This window comes from Streptomyces clavifer, assembly GCF_036345975.1.
In the GTDB taxonomy this organism is placed as follows: Bacteria; Actinomycetota; Actinomycetes; order Streptomycetales; family Streptomycetaceae; genus Streptomyces; species Streptomyces clavifer.
This window is the reverse complement of sequence record NZ_CP107793.1, coordinates 6,213,067-6,233,370: the sequence shown is the minus strand read 5'-3', so window position 1 is coordinate 6,233,370 and position 20,304 is coordinate 6,213,067. Positions and strand designations below refer to the sequence as shown.

Here is a 20,304-nt window from a genome sequence, read left to right as displayed (position 1 = left end):
CCGGGGCGTGCCGGCCGCCTCCCGCGCGCCGGTTCGCCGTTTTGCCGGCGCGGGCTAGCTCCCGTAGGTCTCCCGCAGTTCGACCTTCCGGACCTTCCCACTGACCGTCATCGGGAACGTCTCCAGGACCTGCAGCCGTTGCGGGATCTTGTAGTGCGCCAGCCGCTCGCGGCAGTACGCCGTCACGTCGTCGAGCGTCGGCGGGTCGGCCGGGTCGCGCGGGATGACGCAGGCCAGGATCTCCTCCCCGTAGGCGGCGTCCGGTACCCCGACCACCTGTACGTCGGCGATCTTCGGGTGGCCGTAGAGGAACTCCTCGATCTCACGCGGGTACACGTTCTCGCCGCCCCGGATGATCATGTCCTTGATCCGGCCGACGATCTGGACGTACCCGTCCTGCCGCATCACCGCGAGGTCCCCGGTGTGCATCCAGCGCCCCGCGTCCACGACTTCGGCGGTCCGCTCCGGCTGGTCCCAGTAGCCGAGCATCACGCCGTAGCCCCGGCTGCACAGCTCACCGGCCTCGCCGCGCGGCAGGGTCAGCCCCGTCACCGGGTCGGTGATCTTCACCTCTACGTGCGGCAGCACCCGGCCGACCGTGCCCGTGCGGCGCTCGAGGTCGTCGTCCCGGCGGGTCTGTGTGGAGACCGGGGAGGTCTCCGTCATCCCGTAGCAGATGGACACCTCGTCCATGTGCATCTCGGCGACGACCCGCTTCATCACCTCGGCCGGGCACGGGGATCCGGCCATGATCCCGGTGCGCAGCGTGGACAGGTCGTACGTGGCGAAGTCCGGATGGTTCAGCTCCGCGATGAACATGGTGGGCACGCCGTAGAGCGAGGTGCAGCGCTCCTGCTGGACGGCCGCCAGCACGGAGGCGGGCTCGAAGGACGGGGCGGGGATCACGATGCAGGCACCGTGCGAGGTGATGCCGAGGTTGCCCATGACCATGCCGAAGCAGTGGTAGAAGGGCACCGGCAGACAGACGCGGTCCTGTTCCGTGTAACCGACCGTCTCCCCGACGAAGTAGCCGTTGTTGAGGATGTTGTGGTGGGAGAGCGTGGCCCCCTTGGGGAAGCCGGTGGTGCCCGAGGTGTACTGGATGTTGATCGGGTCGTCGCAGGACAACGCCGCTTCGCGGGCGGCCAGTTCCTCCTCGTCGACCGACGCCGACGCGGCCGTCAGCTCGTCCCAGCTCGGGTCGCCGATGTAGTGGACGGCCCGCAGCGCCGGGCAGCCGGCGCGGACCTGCCCGACGAGTGCGCGGTAGTCGCTGGTCCGGTGGGCGAGCGAGGCGATCAGGACGGAGACGCCTGCCTGGTTGAGCACGTACTCCAGCTCGTGCGCCCGGTAGGCCGGGTTGATGTTGACCATGACGGCGCCGATGCGGGCCGTCGCGTACTGGACGAGCACCCACTCCGGGCAGTTGACCGCCCAGATCCCCACCCGGTCGCCCTTGGCGACGCCGGACGCCATCAGCCCGCGGGCCAGCTCCCGGACGGCGGCGCCGAATCCGGCGTACGTCCAGCGTCGTCCGGACACCACGTCGACGAGTGCCTCCCGCTCCGGGAAGGCGCCGACCGCCCGGTCGAGGTTGCGCCCGATGGTGTCACCGAGCAGGGCGGTGGTGCCGGTGCCGTGCGCGTAGGACAGCTCGCTCATCGCAGGTCCCCCTCGTCGAATTCGGTGCCCTCTCCCTGGGCCGTGCGCTCGCGCAGCTCGATCCGGCGGATCTTGCCGGAGACGGTCTTGGGCAGCTCGGCGAACTCCAGCCGGCGGATGCGCTTGTACGGGGCGAGGACCGCCCGGGAGTGGGCGAAGAGCGCCTTCGCCGTCTCCGGGCCGGGCTCCCAGCCCTCCGCGAGCACGACGTACGCCTTCGGGACGGACAGCCGCACCGGGTCGGGTGCGGGGACGACCGCGGCCTCGGCGACCGCCTCGTGCTCCAGCAGTGCGCTCTCCAGCTCGAACGGCGAGATCTTGTAGTCGGAGGCCTTGAAGACGTCGTCGGCCCTGCCCACGTACGTGATGTAACCGTCCTCGTCACGCGAGCCGATGTCCCCGGTGCGGTAGTAGCCGCCCGCCATCGCCTCGGCGGTCCGGTCCGGGTCGCCGTGGTAGCCCGTCATCAGGCCCACGGGGGCGGCGGCCAGGTCCAGGGAGATCTCACCCTCCGCGACGCCCGCCTCGCCGGTGACCGGGTCGAGGAGCTCCACGGTGAAGCCGGGGCTGGGCCGTCCCATGGAGCCGGCTTTCAGCGGCTGTCCCGGCGAGTTGGCCACCTGGACGGCGGTCTCCGTCTGCCCGAAGCCGTCCCGGATGGTGACGCCCCAGGCGCGCCGGACGCTCTCGATGACCTCCGGGTTGAGGGGTTCTCCGGCTGCCACGACCTCGCGCGGCGGTGTCCTCAGCTGGGTGAGGTCGGCCTGGATGAGCATCCGCCAGACGGTCGGCGGTGCGCAGAAGCTGGTCACGGCGGAACGGTCCATCTCCGCCATCAGCCGGGCCGCGTCGAAACGGGTGTAGTTGAAGATGAAGACGGTGGCCTCCGCGCTCCAGGGCGCGAAGAGATTGGACCAGGCGTGCTTCGCCCAGCCGGGCGAGGAGATGTTCAGGTGGACGTCGCCGGGCTTGAGCCCGATCCAGTACATCGTGGCCAGGTGGCCGACCGGGTACGAGACGTGGGTGTGCTCGACCAGCTTGGGGCTCGCGGTCGTGCCGGAGGTGAAGTACAGCATCAGCGGTTCGTCGGCGTCGGTCTCCCGGTCCGCCGTGAAGGTGTCCGGTGCCTCGTCGGCCCCGCTGTAGTTCCGCCAGCCGCCGACCTCGTCGCCGACCGCGATCCGCGTGTAGTCGCCGGGGACCTCGTCGAACTTGGCCGTGTCCGCCGACCGTACGAGGACGTGCCGGACCCTGCCGCGTTCCACCCGGTCGCGCAGGTCGAGCGGGCCGAGCAGCGGGGTCGCGGGGATCACGACGGCGCGTAGCTTCATCGCGGCCAGGGCGGTCTCCCACAGCTCGGTCTGGTTGCCGAGCATCACGAGGATCCGGTCGCCCGCCCGCACACCCTGGGACCGCATCCAGTTCGCGGCCCGGTTGGAGCGGGCGGCCATCCGGGCGAAGGACACCTCGGTGCGGCCGCCGTCCTCCTCCACGATGTGCAGGGCGGTGCGGTCGTTGTCCTCCGCGATGACGTCGAACCAGTCGAGCGCCCAGTTGAAGTGGTCCGAGCGCGGCCAGCTGAAGCCTTCGTAGGCCTTCGCGTAGTCCTCACGGTGCTCGAGCAGGAAGTCCCGGGCTGCCCGGAACGTCTGCGTCGCGCTGGTTGCCGACATGTGCCCTCCTCGTTGCGGACCCGTCCCCTAACATCATGCGAACAGTGACCCAGATCTCACCACCCCCGAACGGGGGTACGACGTAGAGGGCGGAGAGACATCGGCGTGCCGGAACCGGGCGAGGCGACCGAACTGCAGGCGGCCCTGCTGAGGCTGCGCCGGACGAGCGGGCTGCCCGTCGTCTTCGGCGGACTCCTCTCTGACGCGCGCCACGCGCGGATCGCCGAGCTGAACGGGGCGCAGACGGGTGCGCTGCGCGGGCTCGTCATCTCGGCGGGCAGCGGGCTCGGTGGCAAGGCCATCGCCCTGTCGCGGCCGTGCGCGGTGAGCGACTACGCCTCCTCGCGCCACATCAGCCACGAGTACGACACCCCCGTCGCGGCGGAGGGGCTGCGCTCGGTCGTCGCGGTGCCCGTCGTCGTCCGCCGCAAGGTGCGCGGCGTGCTGTACGGGGCGCTGCGCGAGCCGCTCACGCTCGGGGACCGCACGTTCGACGCGGCGGCGTCGGCGGCGCGTGATGTCGAGCAGGCGCTGGCCGTACGGGACGAGGTGCGGCAGCTCCTGGCGGCCACCCGGGAGCAGGTGGCCGACCCGGGGACCGGCCCCGGCACGTGGGAGCACGTCCGCGAGGCGCACCGCGAGCTGCGGGCGCTGGCACCGAAGATCGTCGATCCGGCACTGCGCGACGAGCTGCTCGCCGTGTGCGGGCGGCTCGCGTCGGCCGCGGGCGGGGACCGGTATCCGGCGGTACGGTCCGTACGGCTGGCGCCCCGCGAGGTGGACGTGATCGCCTGTGTCGCTTCGGGAGCGACGAACGCGGCGGCGGCCGAGCGGCTGGGGCTGCGGCCGGAGACGGTGAAGGGGTATCTGCGCTCCGCGATGCGGAAGCTGGGGGCGCACACCCGGCTCGAGGCGGTGGTGGCGGCGCGGCGGGCGGGGCTGCTGCCCTGATGGACCACGGACGGGAGGGTGACGGACATGGGGTCCGTCGGTCGGTCCACGCCGCCACTCGGCGGGGACGGTCCGCCCCGGCGCCCGGGTCGCCTCAGTCGCCTCAGTCGCCGAAGTCGATGAACGTGGCGAACCGGACGTCGTGCGCGGGCGCCGCCGACATGGCCGTCAGCATCTCCACGGCCTCCTGCGTGATCTCCTCGCGCTGCGCCCCGCCGAGGGTGCCCAGGGGCTGGACGGTGACCGTCGCGTCGTCGGCCGTCTCGTCGAGGCGCCAGAGCGCGGCCAGGAAGCCGTCCACGAGGACCGTCCCGTACGACTGGTTGCCCACGCCGTTGCGCCCCTTGTAGGCGGCGGGGATGACCCGTGTCCGGTCGGCGTGGCCGAGCAGCACGTTGTCGAATTCGGGCAGGAACCGGGCGGGAGCGGGGACGTCGGGGCCGGGACGCGGGGCGTCCGGCAGGTCGAAGAGCTCGACGCCGCTCTCGTCGCGGAAGGTGACCAGGTGCGGGCGCAGCCGTTCGAAGACCTCGCGCAGCCGGGTCAGCCCGGCCCACATCTGCATGTCCTTCACGGAGGCCGGTCCGAAGGCGCCGAGGTAGCGCAGTACGGTTCCGTCGGGCGCGGGGGCCGCCTGCGACGGTCTGCCGAGCCAGTGCTCGGCGGTCGTCAGCGCGACCTGTCCGCTGCGTCCCCACAGTCCGCGCGGGGTGACCTGGACCAGCGGCAGCAGGCAGCGGGCGGCGACCGACAGGGCCCGCGGGTCGGCGTCCGGCCAGTGCACGGTCAGTTCGTCGCGCAGCTCCTTCATGGTGCGGGGCCGTTCCTCGACGAGCTCCTTGCTGAGGGAGGCGAGCCGGTCCAGGTCCACCCCGGTGAGCCCGCTCCGGAACACCTTCAGCTCCCGGTCGCGCGCCGGCTGGACGAGGGGGCGCAGGGCGAGCGCGTCGTCGGCGGTGTGGGTGTGGATGGTGGACCGAAGGGTGACGATCCTGACGACCTCACGGGACTCCATCAGCGCGGAGAGCGACGCGGGGTCGAAGCCGTCGATCCGGGAGAAGAGCTGGAAGTACGGCGGCCGGGTGTTCTGCGCCTGCAGCCCCACCAGGCGGGTGACGACGTCCCGCACCGGCACGGCGGCGCGCCGGAGCAGCAACTGGCGTTCCAGGGTTGCCCTGTTGAGAGCGCGGGTGGTGAGCACGGGAGCATTCTTCGCGACCATGGACCGCACGCTACGCGGGAGGTGGTGCACTGACGCTCGATTCCGACACTCGCACGTGACGGCGGCACCACCGGCCGGGCGCCGTACGCCCTCATGATGGTGCCCGTGATCAGTGTCCTCTTCGCCGTCCTGACGGCGCTCAGCAACGGTGCCGCCTCGGTCCTCCAACGCCGCGCCGCCCTGAACGTGCCCGCCGGCGAGGCGATGCGTCTGTCCCTCATGGGGCATCTGCTGCGCCAGAAGGTGTGGCTGTGCGGGATCGTTCTGGTGATCGTCGCCGCGGTGTGCCAGGCGGTCGCGCTGGCCACCGGCCCGATCGCGGTGGTCCAGCCGATCTTCGTGATCGAACTGCCCGCGACGCTGCTGCTCGCGGGAGTCGTCATGCGCGTGCGGGTGCCACGGACCGTCTGGTACGGGGTGTCCGCCGTCACGGTCGGACTGGCCGTCGCCATGGCCGCCGCCGCACCGGTCGGAGGCCGCGAGAGCGTGCCGGGCGGGGACTGGTTCCCGGCCCTGGTGGTCACGGGGCTGTTCGAGGCGGCGCTGATCACCGCCGCGCTCGGCAGCGACGGCAACGCGCGGGCCGCGCTGCTGGGCCTGGCGGCGGCCTGCGGGTACGCGCTGACGGCGGCCCTGATGAAGGACGCCATGGCGCAGCTGGACGAGGGCGGTGTGACGGGCCTGCTGACGGCCTGGCAGCTCTACGCCACCGCGGCGGCCGGTGTAGGGGCGCTGTTCCTCCTGCAGAACGCGCTGCACGCCGGCAGCCTGGCGGCCGTACAGCCGATGCTGACGCTCGGGGACGCGCTGATCAGCATCGCGTACGGCGTCACGTTGTTCGGCGAGGAGCTGCGCACCGGCTGGTGGCTGCTGCCGCAGCTGGCCGGTGCGGCCCTGATCGCCGTGGGCTGTGTGGTGCTGGCGCGTTCCCCGCTGGCCGGGGGCAACGCCCCACCCGCGCCGCGGGTGCGGTGAGGGCGGATCAGGGGCGGCCCCGGGGCGGCACCTCCTCGCCGGGCCGCACCGGACCGGGCGGGGTGCCGTCGCCGAACGGGCGGCCGCCGAGCTGCTCCCGGTGGTGGGGGGTCAGCCAGCCGGACAGGTCGGGGCCGAGCGGCACGATGCCGGTGGGGTTGATGCCCGTGTGCACGCGGTAGTAGTGCTGTTTGATGTGGTCGAAGTCGACCGTGTCGCCGAAGCCCGGGGTCTGGTAGAGGTCGCGGACGTACGCCCAGAGCACGGGGTCCTCGGCCAGTTTCGTGCGGTTGCACTTGAAGTGTCCGTGGTAGACGGCGTCGAAGCGCACCAGGGTGGTGAAGAGCCGGATGTCCGCCTCGGTGAGGGTGTCGCCGACGAGGTAGCGCCGGTCGGCGAGCCGCTCCGAGACGCTGTCCAGCCGGCCGAACACATCGGCGTACGCCGCCTCGTACGTGCTCTGACCGTCGGCGAATCCGGCCCGGTAGACGCCGTTGTTGACGTCGCGGTAGATGCCCTCCATCACCTCGTCGATCTCCTCCCGCAGCGGTTCCGGGTAGAGGTCGGGGGCTCCGGGACGGTGCAGCGCCTTCCATTCGGTGGCCAGGTCCAGCGTGATCCGCTGGTAGTCGTTGGTGACGAGCCTGCCACTGGGTACGTCGACGATCGCGGGGACGCTGACCCCTCCGGGGTAGCCGTGTTCGCGGGCCTCGTAGGCCTCGCTCAGGTACTGGATGCCGAGCACCGGATCGCGGCCGCCCTCGTCCAGGGTGAAGCGCCAGCTGCGGTCGTCCTGGAGCGGATCGGTGACGGCCAGCGAGAGGGCGCTCTCCAGCCCGAGAAGCCGCCGTGAGACGAGCGCGCGGCTCGCCCACGGGCACGCCCTGCTGACGACCAGCCGGTAGCGGCCCGCCTCGACGGGCCAGCCGTCGCGGCCGTCGGCGGTGATGCGGTCGGCGAAGTGGCTGCGCGAGCGCTTGAAGGGCTTGTGGCCGTACGAGTCGTTCCCGCCCGGCTCTGCTTCCTCGCTCATCGTGTTCCCCTCTTCGGTTCAGTTGCTCGGGATGTCTCCTGGCGTCTTCTTCCCCGTCGGCCGGCTCCGACGTCGGCCAGGGCCACGATCAGTGCGGCCAGGACGAACGCGACCGAGACGACGAGCCCCCGGTCGTACGCGTCCGCCCAGCCGTCGGGTCCCAGCTGGGAGAAGAAGACCGAACCCACGGCGGCGATCCCGATGGCCGATCCGACCCGCTGACTGGTCTGGAGGGTGCCCCCGGCACTGCCCGCGTTGTGCACCGGCACCTGGGAGAGGGTCATCGTCTGGTTGGGGGCGATGACGAGTCCGCTGCCGAGTCCGGCGAGCAGCAGCGGCGCCGCCATGGCCAGTCCGGCGCCGCGGCCCGGCACCAGGTGTGCGGCCAGCGCGGTGAGGCCGAGCCCGACCGCCACCATGGTCAGCCCGACGACGATCAGGGGCCGGCCGAACCGGCCGACGAGCCGGCCGCCGATGCTCGCCGCGCCTCCCGCGCCCAGGGCGAACGGGGTGATCGCCATGCCTGCCTCCAGGGCGGTGTAGTGCAGGCCCGACTGCAGGTAGAGGGTGGTGATGAAGAAGATCGAGGTGAACCCCGCGAAGTACAGCAGGATCATCAGGCAGCCCAGCCAGAAGGATCTGAGCCTGAAGAGCGAGAGGTCCACCACGGGCTGGACGCCCTTCTTCGCGCAGCGGGACTCCCAGCCGACGAAGGCGGTCAGCAGGACCAGGGCCACCACGACGAGCAGCCACTTCCCGTTGCCCGGCCACTGCTGGGCCTGGACGAACGGCAGAAGCAGGGCCAGTACCCCCGAGCCGAGCAGCAGCACCCCGAGCGGGTCCAGGTCGCGCGGCCCGACCCGGCTCGCGGACGGGGTGTCGGGGAGCAGCCGGTGGGCCAGCAGGAGGCAGACGGCTCCGATCGGCAGGTTGACGTAGAACACCCAGCGCCAGCCCTCCTCCGCCCCGGCACCCTGGATCAGCAGCCCGCCGGCGAGCGGGCCGACGGCGGTGGAGATGCCGACGACGGTGCCGAACATGCCGAAGGCCCGGCCCCGCTCCCGGCCCGAGAACATCTGCTGGATCAGTGCCGAGATCTGCGGCGAGAGCAGTCCTCCGGCCGCGCCCTGGAGCAGCCGCGCGATGACGAGCCACAGGCTGGACTGGGCGGCCCCGCAGGCGGCGGAGGCCAGTGTGAACAGGGTGAGGCCCCACATGAACATCGTGCGCCGCCCGCGGGCGTCCCCGAGGCGTCCGCCGGGGATGAGGACGAGCCCGAAGGCCAGCGCGTAGCCGGACAGCACCCATTGGAGGTCGGACTCCGGGGTGTCGAGCCCCTGCTTGATGGACGGCAGCGCCACATTGACGATGGACACGTCGAGGAGCGTCATGAAGCCCGCCACCAGGCAGACGGCGAGGGCCCGCCAGCGACGGGGATCGGAAGGTCCGGGAGGAGAGCCAGGATCCCGGTGCACCGCGCTCTCTGCCATGGTCCGCACCCTAGGCCGCGGCCCCCGGTTCCGGCGGACTCCGGTAGCGGGGCCCGGCGTGTTCCGCCCCACCGGGGGTATTCGCGGAACATGACTGTCCTCAAAACGAGCGTTCTGGTCCTGGACTGCGCCGAGCCGATGGAGCTCGCCGGGTTCTACGCGGCTCTGCTGGGTGCCGAGATGCAGGTCGGGAGCGATCCGGACTTCGTCGAGATCATCGGCAACCAGGGTGTGCACCTGGCCGTCCGCCGCGACCACGGCTACGCGCCGCCCAGCTGGCCCCGCCCCGAGGATTCCCAGCAGGCGCATCTGCGCATCCTGGTGGACGAGGGGGACATGGACGAGGCCGAACGCGAGGCGATAGGCCTCGGTGCCCGGCCGGTGGACACGAAGGACAGCAACAGCGGTCCGCGTGATGTCCGCGTCTACACGGATCCGGCCGGGCACTCCTTCTCCCTGGCCGTCTACCCCTCCTTCGCCACCGAACGGCGGCGCGAAGCGGGATCGGTGAGCTCGGACGGGGTGTAACGCGTCCCGCGTGCCGCCGGGTTGGTGCCGGCGGGGCGATCTCGTCGGTCCGGTCAAGGACGTCACGTCACGTCACGGCCGGACCGCACCTCGTCCGCGCCTCGTCCGCGCTCTCCGGCTGTCCGAGGGTGCGGGCCGGTGATCGCCGAGGTGACGCCCGGGTGCTCCAGGACGAGGGCCGGGACGGCTGGACGAGGGCCGGGACGCGGTGAGCCGGTCGGACCCTCCGCCCGCGTGCGCGACGCCTTGCCGGGACGTGCCGTCGCCCCCGTGCCGCCGTGTGGCGAGGGGGTGTTGAGGCGCTGCGGGCGGCGGATGACCGCACGATGACGCGGCCCCGCGCCTCCACCGGCCGCGCGGCCTGTCACCCGGCGGCCGGTCGCGCACCCGGCCGTTTCCAGGATTTAACCTCGTGATGCCTTGTCACCCAGGGTCTACGCGCATAGTTTTTGCTCCCTCACTACACATTTGGGGGCAGTTCCCGTGCAGATAGCCAGAACCGGCTCCGCCCTGCTGGCCGGCGCCGTCGCCGTAACGCTTTCGGCGACCGCGCTGCCCGCCGCCTTCGCGGCCCCGTCCTCGTCCGCCGTGATCTCCGAGGTGTACGGGGGCGGCGGCAACTCCGGCGCGACGCTCACCCGCGACTTCATCGAGCTGGCCAACGCCGGTTCGAGCCCGTTCGGCCTGTCCGGCTTCAGCGTCCAGTACCTGCCGGGCGCCCCGTCGGCCGGCTCGCTGTGGCAGGTCTCCGAACTGTCCGGCGCTGTCGCCCCCGGCGACCGCTACCTCGTCGCGCAGGCGGCGGGCACCGGCGGCACGGTGGCGCTGCCGACCGCCGACGCCACCGGCACCGTGGCCATGTCCGCGTCGAGCGGCACCGTCGCCCTCGTCTCCGGTACGACCCCGCTGACCTGCAAGACCGCCGCGGACTGTGCCGTGGACACCCGGATCGTCGACCTCGTCGGCTACGGCTCCGCAGTCGTGCGCGAGGGCAGCGGTCCGGTGACGGGCACGTCGGCCACCGCGTCCGTGGCGCGCGGCACGGCCCTCGACGACACGGACGACAACGCCGCCGACCTGACCGCCGGCACCCCGACCCCGGTCAACGCGGCAGGCGAGACGTCCGGCGGCTCCGGCCCCGGCGAGCCCGGCGGACCGACCGAGCCCGGCACCGTGCGGGTGCACGACATCCAGGGCACGACGCGCGTCTCCCCCCTCGTCGGCCAGTCGGTGACCGGTGTCCCCGGCGTCGTCACCGGCGTACGCACCAGCGGCTCGCGCGGCTTCTGGATCCAGGACACCGCACCGGACGCCGATCCCCGGACGAGCGAGGGGCTGTTCGTCTACACCGGCTCCGCCGCCCCGACCGTGTCCGTGGGCGACTCGGTGCTGGTCAGCGGCAAGGTGGCGGAGTACTACCCGTCCTCCACCACCCAGTCGCTCACGCAGCTCACCGCCCCCACGTCGACGGTCCTGTCCTCGGGCAACGCCCTGCCCGCGCCCGTCGTCCTCGACGCGAAGTCCGTGCCCGGCGCCTACGTGCCGACGGCGGGCGGCGGGTCGATCGACACGCTGGCGCTGGAGCCGGCGGCCTACGCCCTGGACCTGTACGAGTCGCTCGAGGGCACCCGCGTCACGGTCGCCGACACCCGGGTGACGGGTGCGACGACCGCGTACGACGAGGTCTGGGTGACGGTCAAGCCGAAGGAGAACCGCACCCGGCGCGGCGGCACGCTCTACGCGTCGTACGAGGACCAGAACACCGGCCGCATCAAGGTGATGTCGCTGAACGCCGCACAGCCCGTCCCGGTGGCGGACGTGGGCGACGTGCTCTCGGGCTCCACCACGGGCGTCATCGACTACGCGTCGTTCGGCGGGTACAACCTCCAGGCCACCGAGCTCGGCACGCTCACCGACAACGGGCTGCGGCGCGAGGTGACGCGGAAGCAGAAGCGCAAGGAGCTCGCGGTCGCCACGTACAACGTGGAGAACCTCGACGCGCTCGACGAGCAGGCCAAGTTCGACACGCTCGCCTCGGGGGTCGCGGTCTCCCTCTCCTCCCCCGACATCGTCTCGCTGGAGGAGATCCAGGACGACAACGGGGCGACGAACGACGGGACGGTCGGCTCCGAGGCGACGCTGAAGCGGTTCACGGACGCGATCGTCGCCGCGGGCGGCCCGCGCTACGCGTGGCGCTACGTCGCCCCCGCCGACGGCCGGGACGGCGGCGAGCCCGGCGGCAACATCCGCAACGTCTTCCTCTTCAACCCCGAGCGGGTCGACTTCGTGGACCGCGCGGGCGGCGACGCGACCACGGCGGTGAAGGCCGTGAAGACGAGGAAGGGGGTCACGCTCTCCGTCTCGCCCGGCCGGATCAACCCGGCGAGCGCAGCCTGGGACGACAGCCGCAAGCCGCTGGTGGGCGAGTTCCGCTTCCGTGGCGAGCCGGTCTTCGTCATCGGCAACCACTTCGCGTCCAAGGGCGGCGACCAGCCGCTGCACGGCCGTTACCAGGAGCCGGTGCGCAGTTCGGAGACGAAGCGCGTGCAGCAGGCGACCGAGGTCAACTCCTTCGTCACCTCGCTGCTGAAGGCGGACAAGTCGGCCCGGGTGGTCACGCTCGGCGACCTGAACGACTTCGCCTTCTCCCCCACGATGGACGCGCTGACCCGCGGCAGGGTCCTCAAGCCGCTCATCACGACGCTGCCCGCGAGCGAGCAGTACAGCTACGTGTACGACGGCAACTCGCAGACGCTGGACCACATCCTCACCAGCCCCGCCATCCGCCGCTTCGACTACGACGTGGTGCACATCAACGCCGAGTTCGCCGACCAGGCGAGCGACCACGATCCGCAGATCGTACGGATCGACGTGAACGGCTCCGGCCACCGGCACTGACGGTCACGGGGGCGGTTGGGGCCGGCCACGGCCCCAACCGCCCCCGGAAACGCGGCCCTTCGGGGCGGCTCCGCTGCTCGGAGCCGGGCGGCCGGACCGTGAAGGACCCGCGGCTCCGTGTTCAGTGCGTCGGCGGCCGGCGCCGCGCATCCCCGCGCGCCCTCTCGTCCACCGCCGCGTCGCCCGGCGCCGGTCGTCGCGCCGCACCGATGCGCGCCACGACCCGGGACGAGACGGTGCGCCCCGTCCGGGTCGTGGCGCGCACAGCCGGACGCGGCGGTGCGGGTGCCCGGATGCGCGAATCCGCCTCGCCGGGGCCGTGAGTGGCACGATGGGGCGGACACGGGGACGGGCGGAGGACGAGGGAGTCATGGCGGAGGAGCAGCAGGACGGACCGGAGGTCAGCCCGACGCGATGGGTCGCCCGGCAGGCCGAGTTGTACGAGTCCTCCGGCGGGACGAAGGGCACCACCCAGCTCGGGGTCCCCTGCCTGCTGCTGGACTACGTCGGCAGGCGGAGCGGGGCGCGGCGGCGCACGGTGCTGATGTACGGGCGCGACGGCGACGACCACCTGATCGTCGGCTCCAACGGCGGCTCGGACCGCCACCCCCTCTGGTACCTCAACCTGCTGGACGATCCGGCCGTCGAGGTCAGGGTGGGCACCGAGCGCTTCCCCGCGCTCGCCGAGACGCTCTCCGCCGAGGAGAAGGAGCGGGTGTGGCCGCACCTGGTGGAGGTCTTCCCCCGGTACGCCGCGTACCGCGCGGGCACCACGCGCGACATCCCAGTGGTGCGCCTCCGACGGCGCTGACCCGCACGGGGCCCGCTCCGCCCGCACGGGACGGCCCGGCCGCACGGACCGTCCCGGCCGGCGGCTCCATCCCGGCGTGCAGTCGGTGTGCGCGACTGCCGGAGGAGCACGCCAACAGGGCTCCCCGCAGCGGGAGTCGGCCCGTACACTCCGCGATCATGACCTTCGAAACGGTTCAGGCCGACGCGTCCGCCCTCGACGGGCCCGCACTCTTCCCGACCATGTCCACGATGCGCGCCATGCGCCGCCTCAAGCCGGACGCCGTACCGGACAAGACGATCGATCAGCTCATACAGGCCGCGGTCTGGGGGCCCAGCGGCGGCAACATGCAGGCTTACGAGTACGTGGTCGTCACCGACCGCGCGGTGATGGCCCGACTGGCCCCGCTGTGGAAGCGCTGCGTGGACGCCTACCTGGCGACGACCGGCAAGCACGCGCCGCAGGGCATGGACGACGCGGCGTACGGCCGGATGGTGGCGGCGATCGAGTACCAGCGCGACCACTTCGCGGACACCCCGGTGCTGATCATCCCCTGTTACAAGTTCCCGGAGCCGCGGTTCGACGAGGAGGGCCTTGGGGTCTACGCACAGGCGCTCGGCCCGGCGGGCCTGGAGCACATGACGAACACCCAGACCCGCTTCCAGGCACTCGCGGAGGGTTCCTGCGTCTACCCGGGCGTCCAGAACCTCCTGCTCGCGGCCCGGGCGCTGGGCCTCGCGGCCAACGTCACCATCTGGCACCTGTTCCTGGAGCAGGAGTGGAAGGAGGCTCTCGGGATCCCCGCGGACACGCACACCTTCGCTGCCATTCCGGTGGGCCTGCCGCAGGGCAACTTCGGGCCGGTCCGGCGCCGCCCGGTGGCCGACGTCATCCACCGGGACCGCTGGTAGCCGTACCCCTCGCCGTCACCCCCGGCCGGGGGTGACGGCTCCCCACGGGGGAAGTCCGGTCTCCGGCACAACTCCATTGGAGTGAAGGGGTTTTGGACACGCCGGAGAGGCATTGTCATGCCCTGATCACATCGATAGCCTGTGCGAGCTCAGCGGCCCCGTACCCACCCCACCGCGTCCGGGGCCTTCCTTCCCCCACGGACCAGGAGCAGGTATGCCACGACGCCCAGCAGGCCACACCGGAAGACGCGCAGCAGTTCTGGCCGCCGTCGCCGCGACCACCCTCGTCGCCGCCGGCCACCCGGCCCCCGCCGCCCAGGCCGGGCCGGAACCCATGAACCAGGCCTTCGCCGCGGCGGCCGAGGAGTTCGACGTCCCGCGCGACCTGCTCGCCGCCGTCGGATACGGCGAGACCCACCTCGACGGACATGCGGGACGCCCCAGCCAGGCCAACGGCTACGGCGTGATGCACCTCGCCAGCAACCCCACGAACCGCTCCCTGGAGAAGGCCGCGGCCCTGACGGGCGAGTCAGCGGCCGCTCTGCGCAACGACACCGAGGCGAACATCCTGGGCGGCGCCGCCGTGCTGCGCAGCCATGCCGACGCACTCGGCCTGTCCCGGGCCGAGCGCGACGACATCGACGCCTGGTACCCGGCGGTCGCCCGCTACAGCGGCGCCGAGGGCGCGATCGCGGCCCTGTACGCGGACACCGTCTACACCTTCCTCGCCGAGGGACTGCACACGACGGTCCCCGGCGGGGAGCGGATCTCGGTCACCTCCCGGCCGGTCTCCCCGGACAAGGGCGCCCTGGCAGCGGCCCAGGTCACCGCCCCGAGCCCCGACTACCCCTCGGCACTCTGGGTGCCGGCGAACTCCGCCAACTACGCGGCGGGCAGGACGGCGACGGTCGACAAGGTCGTCGTCCACGTCACACAGGGCTCCTACGCGGGCACCATCAGCTGGTTCCAGAACGCGACGTCCAAGGTCAGCTCCCACTACGTGATCCGGTCCGCCGACGGCGAGATCACCCAGATGGTGCGCGACAAGGACACCGCGTACCACGCCAAGAGTGCCAACGCGTCGTCGCTCGGCATCGAGCACGAGGGCTTCGTCGACAACCCGTCGTGGTTCACGGACTCGATGTACCGCTCCTCGGCGGCGCTGACGGCGTACCTCTGCAACCGGTACGGGATCCCGAAGGACCGGTCCCACGTCATCGGGCACAGCGAGGCCCCCGGGAACGACCACACCGACCCGGGCGTCCACTGGAACTGGACCTACTACATGCAGCTCGTCACCGGCACCGGCGGCAGCGGGAGCGACGGGCTGAGCTTCGCCTCGTACGCGACGCAGAAGTCGGGCTCGTCGGGCGCCCAGGTCAAGGCCGTCCAGAAGCTGCTCAACGACCAGGGGTACCAGGCGGGCGCCGTGGACGGCACCTTCGGCACGGCCACGAAGAGCGCCGTCCAGGCGTTCCAGACGGCCCGGCGGCTCACCGCCGACGGCACGGTCGGCCCGAAGACCTGGACCGCGCTGCTCTCGGCCGGGACGACACCGACGCTCGTCAAGGGAGGTTCGGGGGACGCGGTGAAGCGACTGCAGCGGGCGCTGACCGCGGCGCTCGGCTCGACGGTGGCCGTCGACGGCGCGTTCGGCTCGGCGACGGACACGGCCGTACGCGGCTACCAGAGCTCGCGCGGCCTGACCGCCGACGGCAGCGCGGGACCCGACACCTGGGCCGCTCTGCAGTCCGGACGCTGACCTCCGACGCCCTGCCCCTGCCCCTGCCTGCTGAGTACGCGTACGACCGACCCGTCGCGCTCGTCGTGATCACTCGGTGGGCCCGGGCGTGGTACGCCGGTCCGACGGGCGCGACGGTCCGGCGCCGCCCCGCCCGCCCCCACGCTCCGGAGCGCACCCGGGGCACCTCGGTACGCCTTCCCGCAGGGGCCGCCGCCGGGCGAGTCTGGGCCCTGCCGGCATCGGGCCGGCGGAACGGGCGGGATGCGAGGGGGCGGTCGGGCATGGCTCGTAGACAGTCGGTATGCGGAGCACTCACCCAGAAGGGCACGGGCTGCCGCCGGCTGGCCATGGTGGGGGCGTCCCGGTGCGACCGGCATCGGGGCGACTGGTCGAGGTACACGGTGGCACGGCGCAAGGCGGCGGACCGGGCGGGCAGAGGCGGAACCCGGTAGCGGGGCCACGAACCCTGGTCCCTCGGCGCGTGAAGAGAGGTGGTTCCGCATCCCCGGGCGGGGATGCGGAACCACCTCTCAAGTGTCAGTCAGCGGGTCACTTCAGGCCGAAGGCCTTGATGATCTCCTGGTCGACGGCCAGACCGCCGGGCCCTTCGGCGTGTGCCCGGAGCGACACCGACGTGGCGCCCTTCCGGGGCGTCGTGAACTTCGCGGTCCAGGTACCGGAGGCGTTCCTGCGCAGCTCGGGCTCGCTCCACGTCCTGCCCTCGTCGTAACTGACCGACAGCGAGGCCTTCGTCGCCTTCACCGCACCGTCCAGCCACGCCTGGGTAGCGGCCTCCAGGCCGAGCTCGACGGACTTCCCGGCCCTGACGTCGCCCGCCAGGTCGGTGTCCACGGAGTAGTCCAGCTGGAGTAGCGGGATGTCGGCCTGCTGGGTGCCGTCGGACAGGGCGCCCGAGACGAAGTCCCACTCGGTGTGCGTCCGCGTCGACGTCTTCCAGGTCTCCGCGTCCCTGACCGAGTCGATGACCAGCCGGTAGGGAAGCTCCTCCGGTGACAGGTCCCAGGCGTACCCGGCCCGGCCGGCGCCCTTCTTGATCAGGGTGTCCCCCTGGTAGAAGCCGTAGGACGTGGTGTCGTACTCGTCCTCCGGCATGGACCCGGAGTGGCCTTCGCCCGAGTCGGTCCACGGGGTGATGTTGAACTGGACGTCGTCGTAAGCGGTCCGGAACGGACCCCAGTAGCCGGTGCCCAGGCGGGGGCTCGTGACGGGGGCGAACCACTCGTCGCGGTAGGTCCGGCCCGCCGTGTAGTCCAGCTTCCCGCTGCGCACCTCGTGTGCGGTGTCGGAGGCGGTGGCGTTCAGCACCGAGTGGTTCTCGTACCAGAAGGAGTCGCCGGGCAGCGGGTTGACCCACTCCGTCCGGACGCCCGGGTACTTCTCCCACTCCTCGAAGCCGACGCCCGGCCCGTAGTCCGGGATGTCGTAGCGGAAGCCGCCGCCCAGCGTCTCCTTGTGCCCGTAGAAGGTGTTCTCCACCTTCGCGAGCTGCCGGGGCGACGGGGCGAACGCCAGCGAACGGTCCGGGACGGCTCCGTCGTGCCGGTCGACCAGGTCGTAGACGTAGCTCGCGAACCTCTTCTGGTCGACGGACAGCTTCTTGCCGCGCTGTGCCGCCCTGGTCAGGGTCTCGCCCGCGATCTTCTGCACGGAGGCGACGGGAATGGTGCTCTCCTCGCCGTAGGGGAGGTAGGACTCCATCGCGACGCCGCGGCCGTCGTTGACGACGAACAGCGCCCTGGCGCCGGCGGCGAGCGCGTGGGCCAGCCGGTCGGCGGGGGCCACGGCGTCGCTGCGGTCGATCACGACGGCCTTGCCCCTGGCGTCCAGGCCCTCGTAGTCGGCGGCGGCACCGTTCCCGGCGAAGACACCGGTCAGCTTCTGCTCACTGTCCTCGGCCACGACCGACCCGCCCTGCACGGTGGCCGGGACGTCACGCCCGTCGGCCGTCAGGCCGATCAGTTCCTCTCCTTGGCGCCAGCGGGTCAGGAAGCTGAAGCTGCCCTGCGTGACCTTCCTGGTGGGGCTCGCCCACAGCTGGTCGTACGTCAGCGGGATCTGGTAGGCATCGCGCTGGACGCTGCCGTCCGGGGCGGTGCGTGCCATGTCGTACCGCAGCTGACGGGTCTCGGTCTCCTTGGGCGTCCGCACGCTGATCCGGTGGGCTTCGGAGGCGTCCAGGGTGACGGTGGTGGACTTGTCCAGGATCGTCTCGGGAGCCGCGAGGAAGGCGACGGCCTTCGAGTCGGCCCGGTCGCCGTCGATCTCCGCGGTGGTCCATGCCGTGTAGGTGCCCGGGGGCAGCCGCAGCGTGGCCTCGCCGGAGACCTGGACCACTCCGAGTTCCGGGTCGCCGAGCGCGGCGAGAACGACCTGGCCGTCCATCGGTTCACCCGCACGGTCCTTCAGCCTGAGCGTCAGGTCGTGGAGCTCCCGCTCCTTGTCGAGGGCGAAGCCGGTGTGCGCGACCGTCCTGCCCGCCGCGTCCGTGGCGACGACCTGGCCGGAGAACCGCGTGTCGGCGGCCACCTCCGCCGGGTCCAGCGAGAGCACGGCCTCGGCTGTGGAGCCGGCCGGGACGGTCAGCTCGGGGACGGACAGGGTGTAGGCGCTCGCGTCCGTGTCGGTGGCCAGCCTCAGGGTGATGTCCTGGTCGCCCGTGTTGCGGTAGGTGATGGTCCGCTCGGCGACCGGGTCGGACGGGCTGTGCGGCCAGCCGTAGGACGCGACCGCGACGGAACCGGTGGCCTCGACCGTCGTGTCGACGGCCGCCTTCACGTCCAGCCGACCGGTGCCCTGCTCGTACGGGGTGTACGCGTCGAGCTGCTCGGACGAGCTCATCAGCGCGTCCTTGATGCGCTGGCCCGACCAGTCGGGGTGACGCTGCTTCAGGATCGCCGCGGCACCCGCGACGTGCGGGGTCGCCATCGACGTACCGGACATCGACTGGTACATGCCCTCGATGCCCGGGACGGACTGCGAGGCGGCCGCGTTGATGTCGACGCCCGGCGCCGAGAGGTCGGGCTTCAGGCCGTAGGAGCCGACCAGCGGACCCATGGAGGAGAACGGGGCGCGCCCGTCCTGCTTGTCGACGGCGGCGATCGTGAGCGCCTTCTCCGCCGAACCGGGCGAGCCGATGGTTCCCGCGCCGTACGCGTTGCCCGCGGCGATCACGAACAGCGGGCCGCCGTCGGCCGACAGGGCGTCGACGGCCTGCGACATCGGGTCGGATCCGTCGTCCGGGACCGGGGAGCCGAGGCTCATGGAGACGACGTCTGCGCCTTCGGCCTTCGCCCATTCCATGGCTTCGATGATGCCGGAGTCCGCGCCGGATCCGCCGTCTCCGAGGACCTTGCCGACCAGCAGGCCGGCGGACGGCGCCACCCCCTTGTTGGCCCCGTCCGAAGCGGCTCCCGAACCGGCGATGGTGGACGCGACGTGCGTGCCGTGGCCGTTCTTGTCGTCGACCTCCTCGCCGGGCACGAAGCTCCTGGTCTCCAGGATGCGGTCCTTGACGTCCGGGTGGCCGGTGTCGATGCCGGTGTCCAGGACGGCGACCTTGGTGCCCTTGCCGTCGAAGCCCGCGGCCCAGGCCTGCGGTGCACCGACCTGCGGCACGGACTCCTTCAGCAGCGCCTCGGAGCGGCCGTCCAGCCAGAGCTCGGCGATGCCGTTGTCGAGCGAACGGGCCCTGTCCGTGCGGGCGATGTCGTTCCAGAAGGCGCGGGCGTCGTCCTTGTCGGCCGCGAGCGCGGCACCGTGGATGGAGCCGAGTGTCCTGACCCTCTCGCTGCCGCGCGGGGCGGCCGGCAGCGCGCGGCCCGGGGACGCCGCGTAGGTGGCGATCAGCGGGATGCCGCCGGTGCTCCTGTCGTCGTAGCCCATCTTCACGAGGGCCGAGACGTTGAACAGCCGTCGGTCCAGCTTGCCCGCCGCGAGGAGCGCGGTCGCCTCGTCGGGCAGGACGAAGAGGTCCCCGCCCGCCTGCTGGACGTGGACACCCCCGTACGCGCCGTCGGGGCGGTCCACGGTGACGGTGTCCTGGCTGCCGGGCCCGTCGGCGTAGTGCACGACGTCCCCGGTGACCAGGGTGATGTCGTGGTCCTGGACCCGGACTTCGGGCCGGATGCCGGCGGCCGTCGGGCCGGGGGCGGCGGAGGCGGTACCGGCCGCGGGGAGCAGCACGCCGCTCACGAGCGCGACCGAGGTCGCTATGAGCAGGGCTCTGCGTCCCGCACGGGCGGGTCGCGCCCGGCCGGAAACGGAGGAGGGGGAAGATGTCATGCAGCTGATCTACCGGCAAATACCGGGCCACGGCTGCTTTCGGGCCTGGCAGGAAGCCGCCGTGGCGGCAATCCGCCCGTGCTCGGACGACGGCCCGTCGAGCCTCGGGCGTCGGGTCAGTCGTC

General features: G+C 72.1%; 13 protein-coding genes. 7 read left to right on the top strand and 6 right to left on the bottom strand.

What is annotated here, in order from left to right; translation table 11 throughout:
- Positions 1-54: 54 nt before the first annotated feature.
- Together OG927_RS27025 and OG927_RS27020 are read right to left on the bottom strand one after the other, a co-directional pair.
- A complete protein-coding gene (locus OG927_RS27025; RefSeq protein ID WP_330320915.1) occupies positions 55-1,662 on the bottom strand; it encodes an AMP-binding protein in 1,608 nt (535 codons plus the stop codon).
- Positions 1,659-3,335 (bottom strand): AMP-binding protein, encoded by a 1,677-nt coding sequence (locus OG927_RS27020; RefSeq protein ID WP_056792086.1) that lies wholly within the window; start codon positions 3,333-3,335, stop codon positions 1,659-1,661. The genes OG927_RS27025 and OG927_RS27020 overlap by 4 nt, the downstream gene beginning before the upstream one ends.
- A gap of 105 nt (positions 3,336-3,440) precedes the next feature.
- Here OG927_RS27020 and OG927_RS27015 point away from each other — a divergent pair, with 105 nt between their 5' ends.
- Complete coding sequence (locus OG927_RS27015) at positions 3,441-4,286, top strand: response regulator transcription factor (RefSeq protein WP_056792084.1); 846 nt, start codon at positions 3,441-3,443, stop codon at positions 4,284-4,286.
- A gap of 103 nt (positions 4,287-4,389) precedes the next feature.
- Here OG927_RS27015 and OG927_RS27010 read toward each other — a convergent pair whose 3' ends face one another.
- On the bottom strand, positions 4,390-5,508 hold the full coding sequence (locus OG927_RS27010) for a winged helix DNA-binding domain-containing protein (RefSeq protein WP_319101802.1): 1,119 nt from the start codon (positions 5,506-5,508) through the stop codon (positions 4,390-4,392).
- Positions 5,509-5,613: 105 nt separating this feature from the next.
- Here OG927_RS27010 and OG927_RS27005 point away from each other — a divergent pair, with 105 nt between their 5' ends.
- The gene (locus OG927_RS27005) at positions 5,614-6,483 is read left to right on the top strand and encodes a DMT family transporter (protein WP_241191696.1); all 870 of its coding nucleotides are present in this window, start codon (positions 5,614-5,616) and stop codon (positions 6,481-6,483) included.
- 7 nt (positions 6,484-6,490) lie between these two features.
- Here the strand turns inward: OG927_RS27005 and OG927_RS27000 are convergent, their stop codons facing one another.
- Positions 6,491-7,516: a glutathione S-transferase family protein gene (locus OG927_RS27000; RefSeq protein ID WP_056792079.1), complete on the bottom strand. Its 1,026-nt coding sequence runs from the start codon at positions 7,514-7,516 to the stop codon at positions 6,491-6,493.
- Complete coding sequence (locus tag OG927_RS26995; protein WP_056792495.1) at positions 7,513-9,006, bottom strand: MFS transporter; 1,494 nt, start codon at positions 9,004-9,006, stop codon at positions 7,513-7,515. The genes OG927_RS27000 and OG927_RS26995 overlap by 4 nt, the downstream gene beginning before the upstream one ends.
- A 90-nt stretch (positions 9,007-9,096) precedes the next feature.
- On the opposite strand from OG927_RS26995, the gene OG927_RS26990 reads away from it, so the two are divergent.
- From OG927_RS26990 to OG927_RS26970, 5 genes are all read left to right on the top strand, one after another.
- Positions 9,097-9,534, top strand: a complete 438-nt coding sequence (locus OG927_RS26990) for a VOC family protein (RefSeq protein WP_056792077.1) — start codon at positions 9,097-9,099, stop codon at positions 9,532-9,534.
- Positions 9,535-10,017: 483 nt separating this feature from the next.
- Positions 10,018-12,432 carry an endonuclease/exonuclease/phosphatase family protein gene (locus tag OG927_RS26985; RefSeq protein ID WP_330320914.1) on the top strand — a complete coding sequence of 805 codons (2,415 nt, stop codon included), beginning with the start codon at positions 10,018-10,020 and terminating at the stop codon, positions 12,430-12,432.
- Positions 12,433-12,802: 370 nt separating this feature from the next.
- Positions 12,803-13,243: a nitroreductase family deazaflavin-dependent oxidoreductase gene (locus OG927_RS26980; RefSeq protein ID WP_330320913.1), complete on the top strand. Its 441-nt coding sequence runs from the start codon at positions 12,803-12,805 to the stop codon at positions 13,241-13,243.
- 158 nt (positions 13,244-13,401) lie between these two features.
- Positions 13,402-14,133 (top strand): nitroreductase family protein, encoded by a 732-nt coding sequence (locus OG927_RS26975; RefSeq protein WP_056792072.1) that lies wholly within the window; start codon positions 13,402-13,404, stop codon positions 14,131-14,133.
- Positions 14,134-14,347: 214 nt separating this feature from the next.
- On the top strand, positions 14,348-15,895 hold the full coding sequence (locus OG927_RS26970) for a peptidoglycan-binding protein (RefSeq protein WP_330320912.1): 1,548 nt from the start codon (positions 14,348-14,350) through the stop codon (positions 15,893-15,895).
- Positions 15,896-16,426: 531 nt separating this feature from the next.
- On the opposite strand, the gene OG927_RS26965 is transcribed toward OG927_RS26970, so the two are convergent.
- Entirely contained in the window at positions 16,427-20,179 is a 3,753-nt protein-coding gene (locus tag OG927_RS26965) for a S8 family peptidase (RefSeq protein ID WP_330320911.1), read from the bottom strand.
- Positions 20,180-20,304 lie beyond the last annotated feature (125 nt).

Excerpts from the sequence above, each read along its gene's own strand:
- OG927_RS26970 (WP_330320912.1), top strand. The coding sequence starts at position 14,348 with ATGCCACGACGCCCAGCAGGCCACACCGGAAGACGCGCAGCAGTTCTG.
- OG927_RS26995 (WP_056792495.1), bottom strand. The coding sequence starts at position 9,006 with ATGGCAGAGAGCGCGGTGCACCGGGATCCTGGCTCTCCTCCCGGACCT.
- OG927_RS26990 (WP_056792077.1), top strand. The coding sequence starts at position 9,097 with ATGACTGTCCTCAAAACGAGCGTTCTGGTCCTGGACTGCGCCGAGCCG.
- OG927_RS27020 (WP_056792086.1), bottom strand. The coding sequence starts at position 3,335 with ATGTCGGCAACCAGCGCGACGCAGACGTTCCGGGCAGCCCGGGACTTC.
- OG927_RS27025 (WP_330320915.1), bottom strand. The coding sequence starts at position 1,662 with ATGAGCGAGCTGTCCTACGCGCACGGCACCGGCACCACCGCCCTGCTC.
- OG927_RS26980 (WP_330320913.1), top strand. The coding sequence starts at position 12,803 with ATGGCGGAGGAGCAGCAGGACGGACCGGAGGTCAGCCCGACGCGATGG.
- OG927_RS26965 (WP_330320911.1), bottom strand. The coding sequence starts at position 20,179 with ATGACATCTTCCCCCTCCTCCGTTTCCGGCCGGGCGCGACCCGCCCGT.
- OG927_RS26975 (WP_056792072.1), top strand. The coding sequence starts at position 13,402 with ATGACCTTCGAAACGGTTCAGGCCGACGCGTCCGCCCTCGACGGGCCC.
- OG927_RS27000 (WP_056792079.1), bottom strand. The coding sequence starts at position 7,516 with ATGAGCGAGGAAGCAGAGCCGGGCGGGAACGACTCGTACGGCCACAAG.
- OG927_RS27010 (WP_319101802.1), bottom strand. The coding sequence starts at position 5,508 with ATGGTCGCGAAGAATGCTCCCGTGCTCACCACCCGCGCTCTCAACAGG.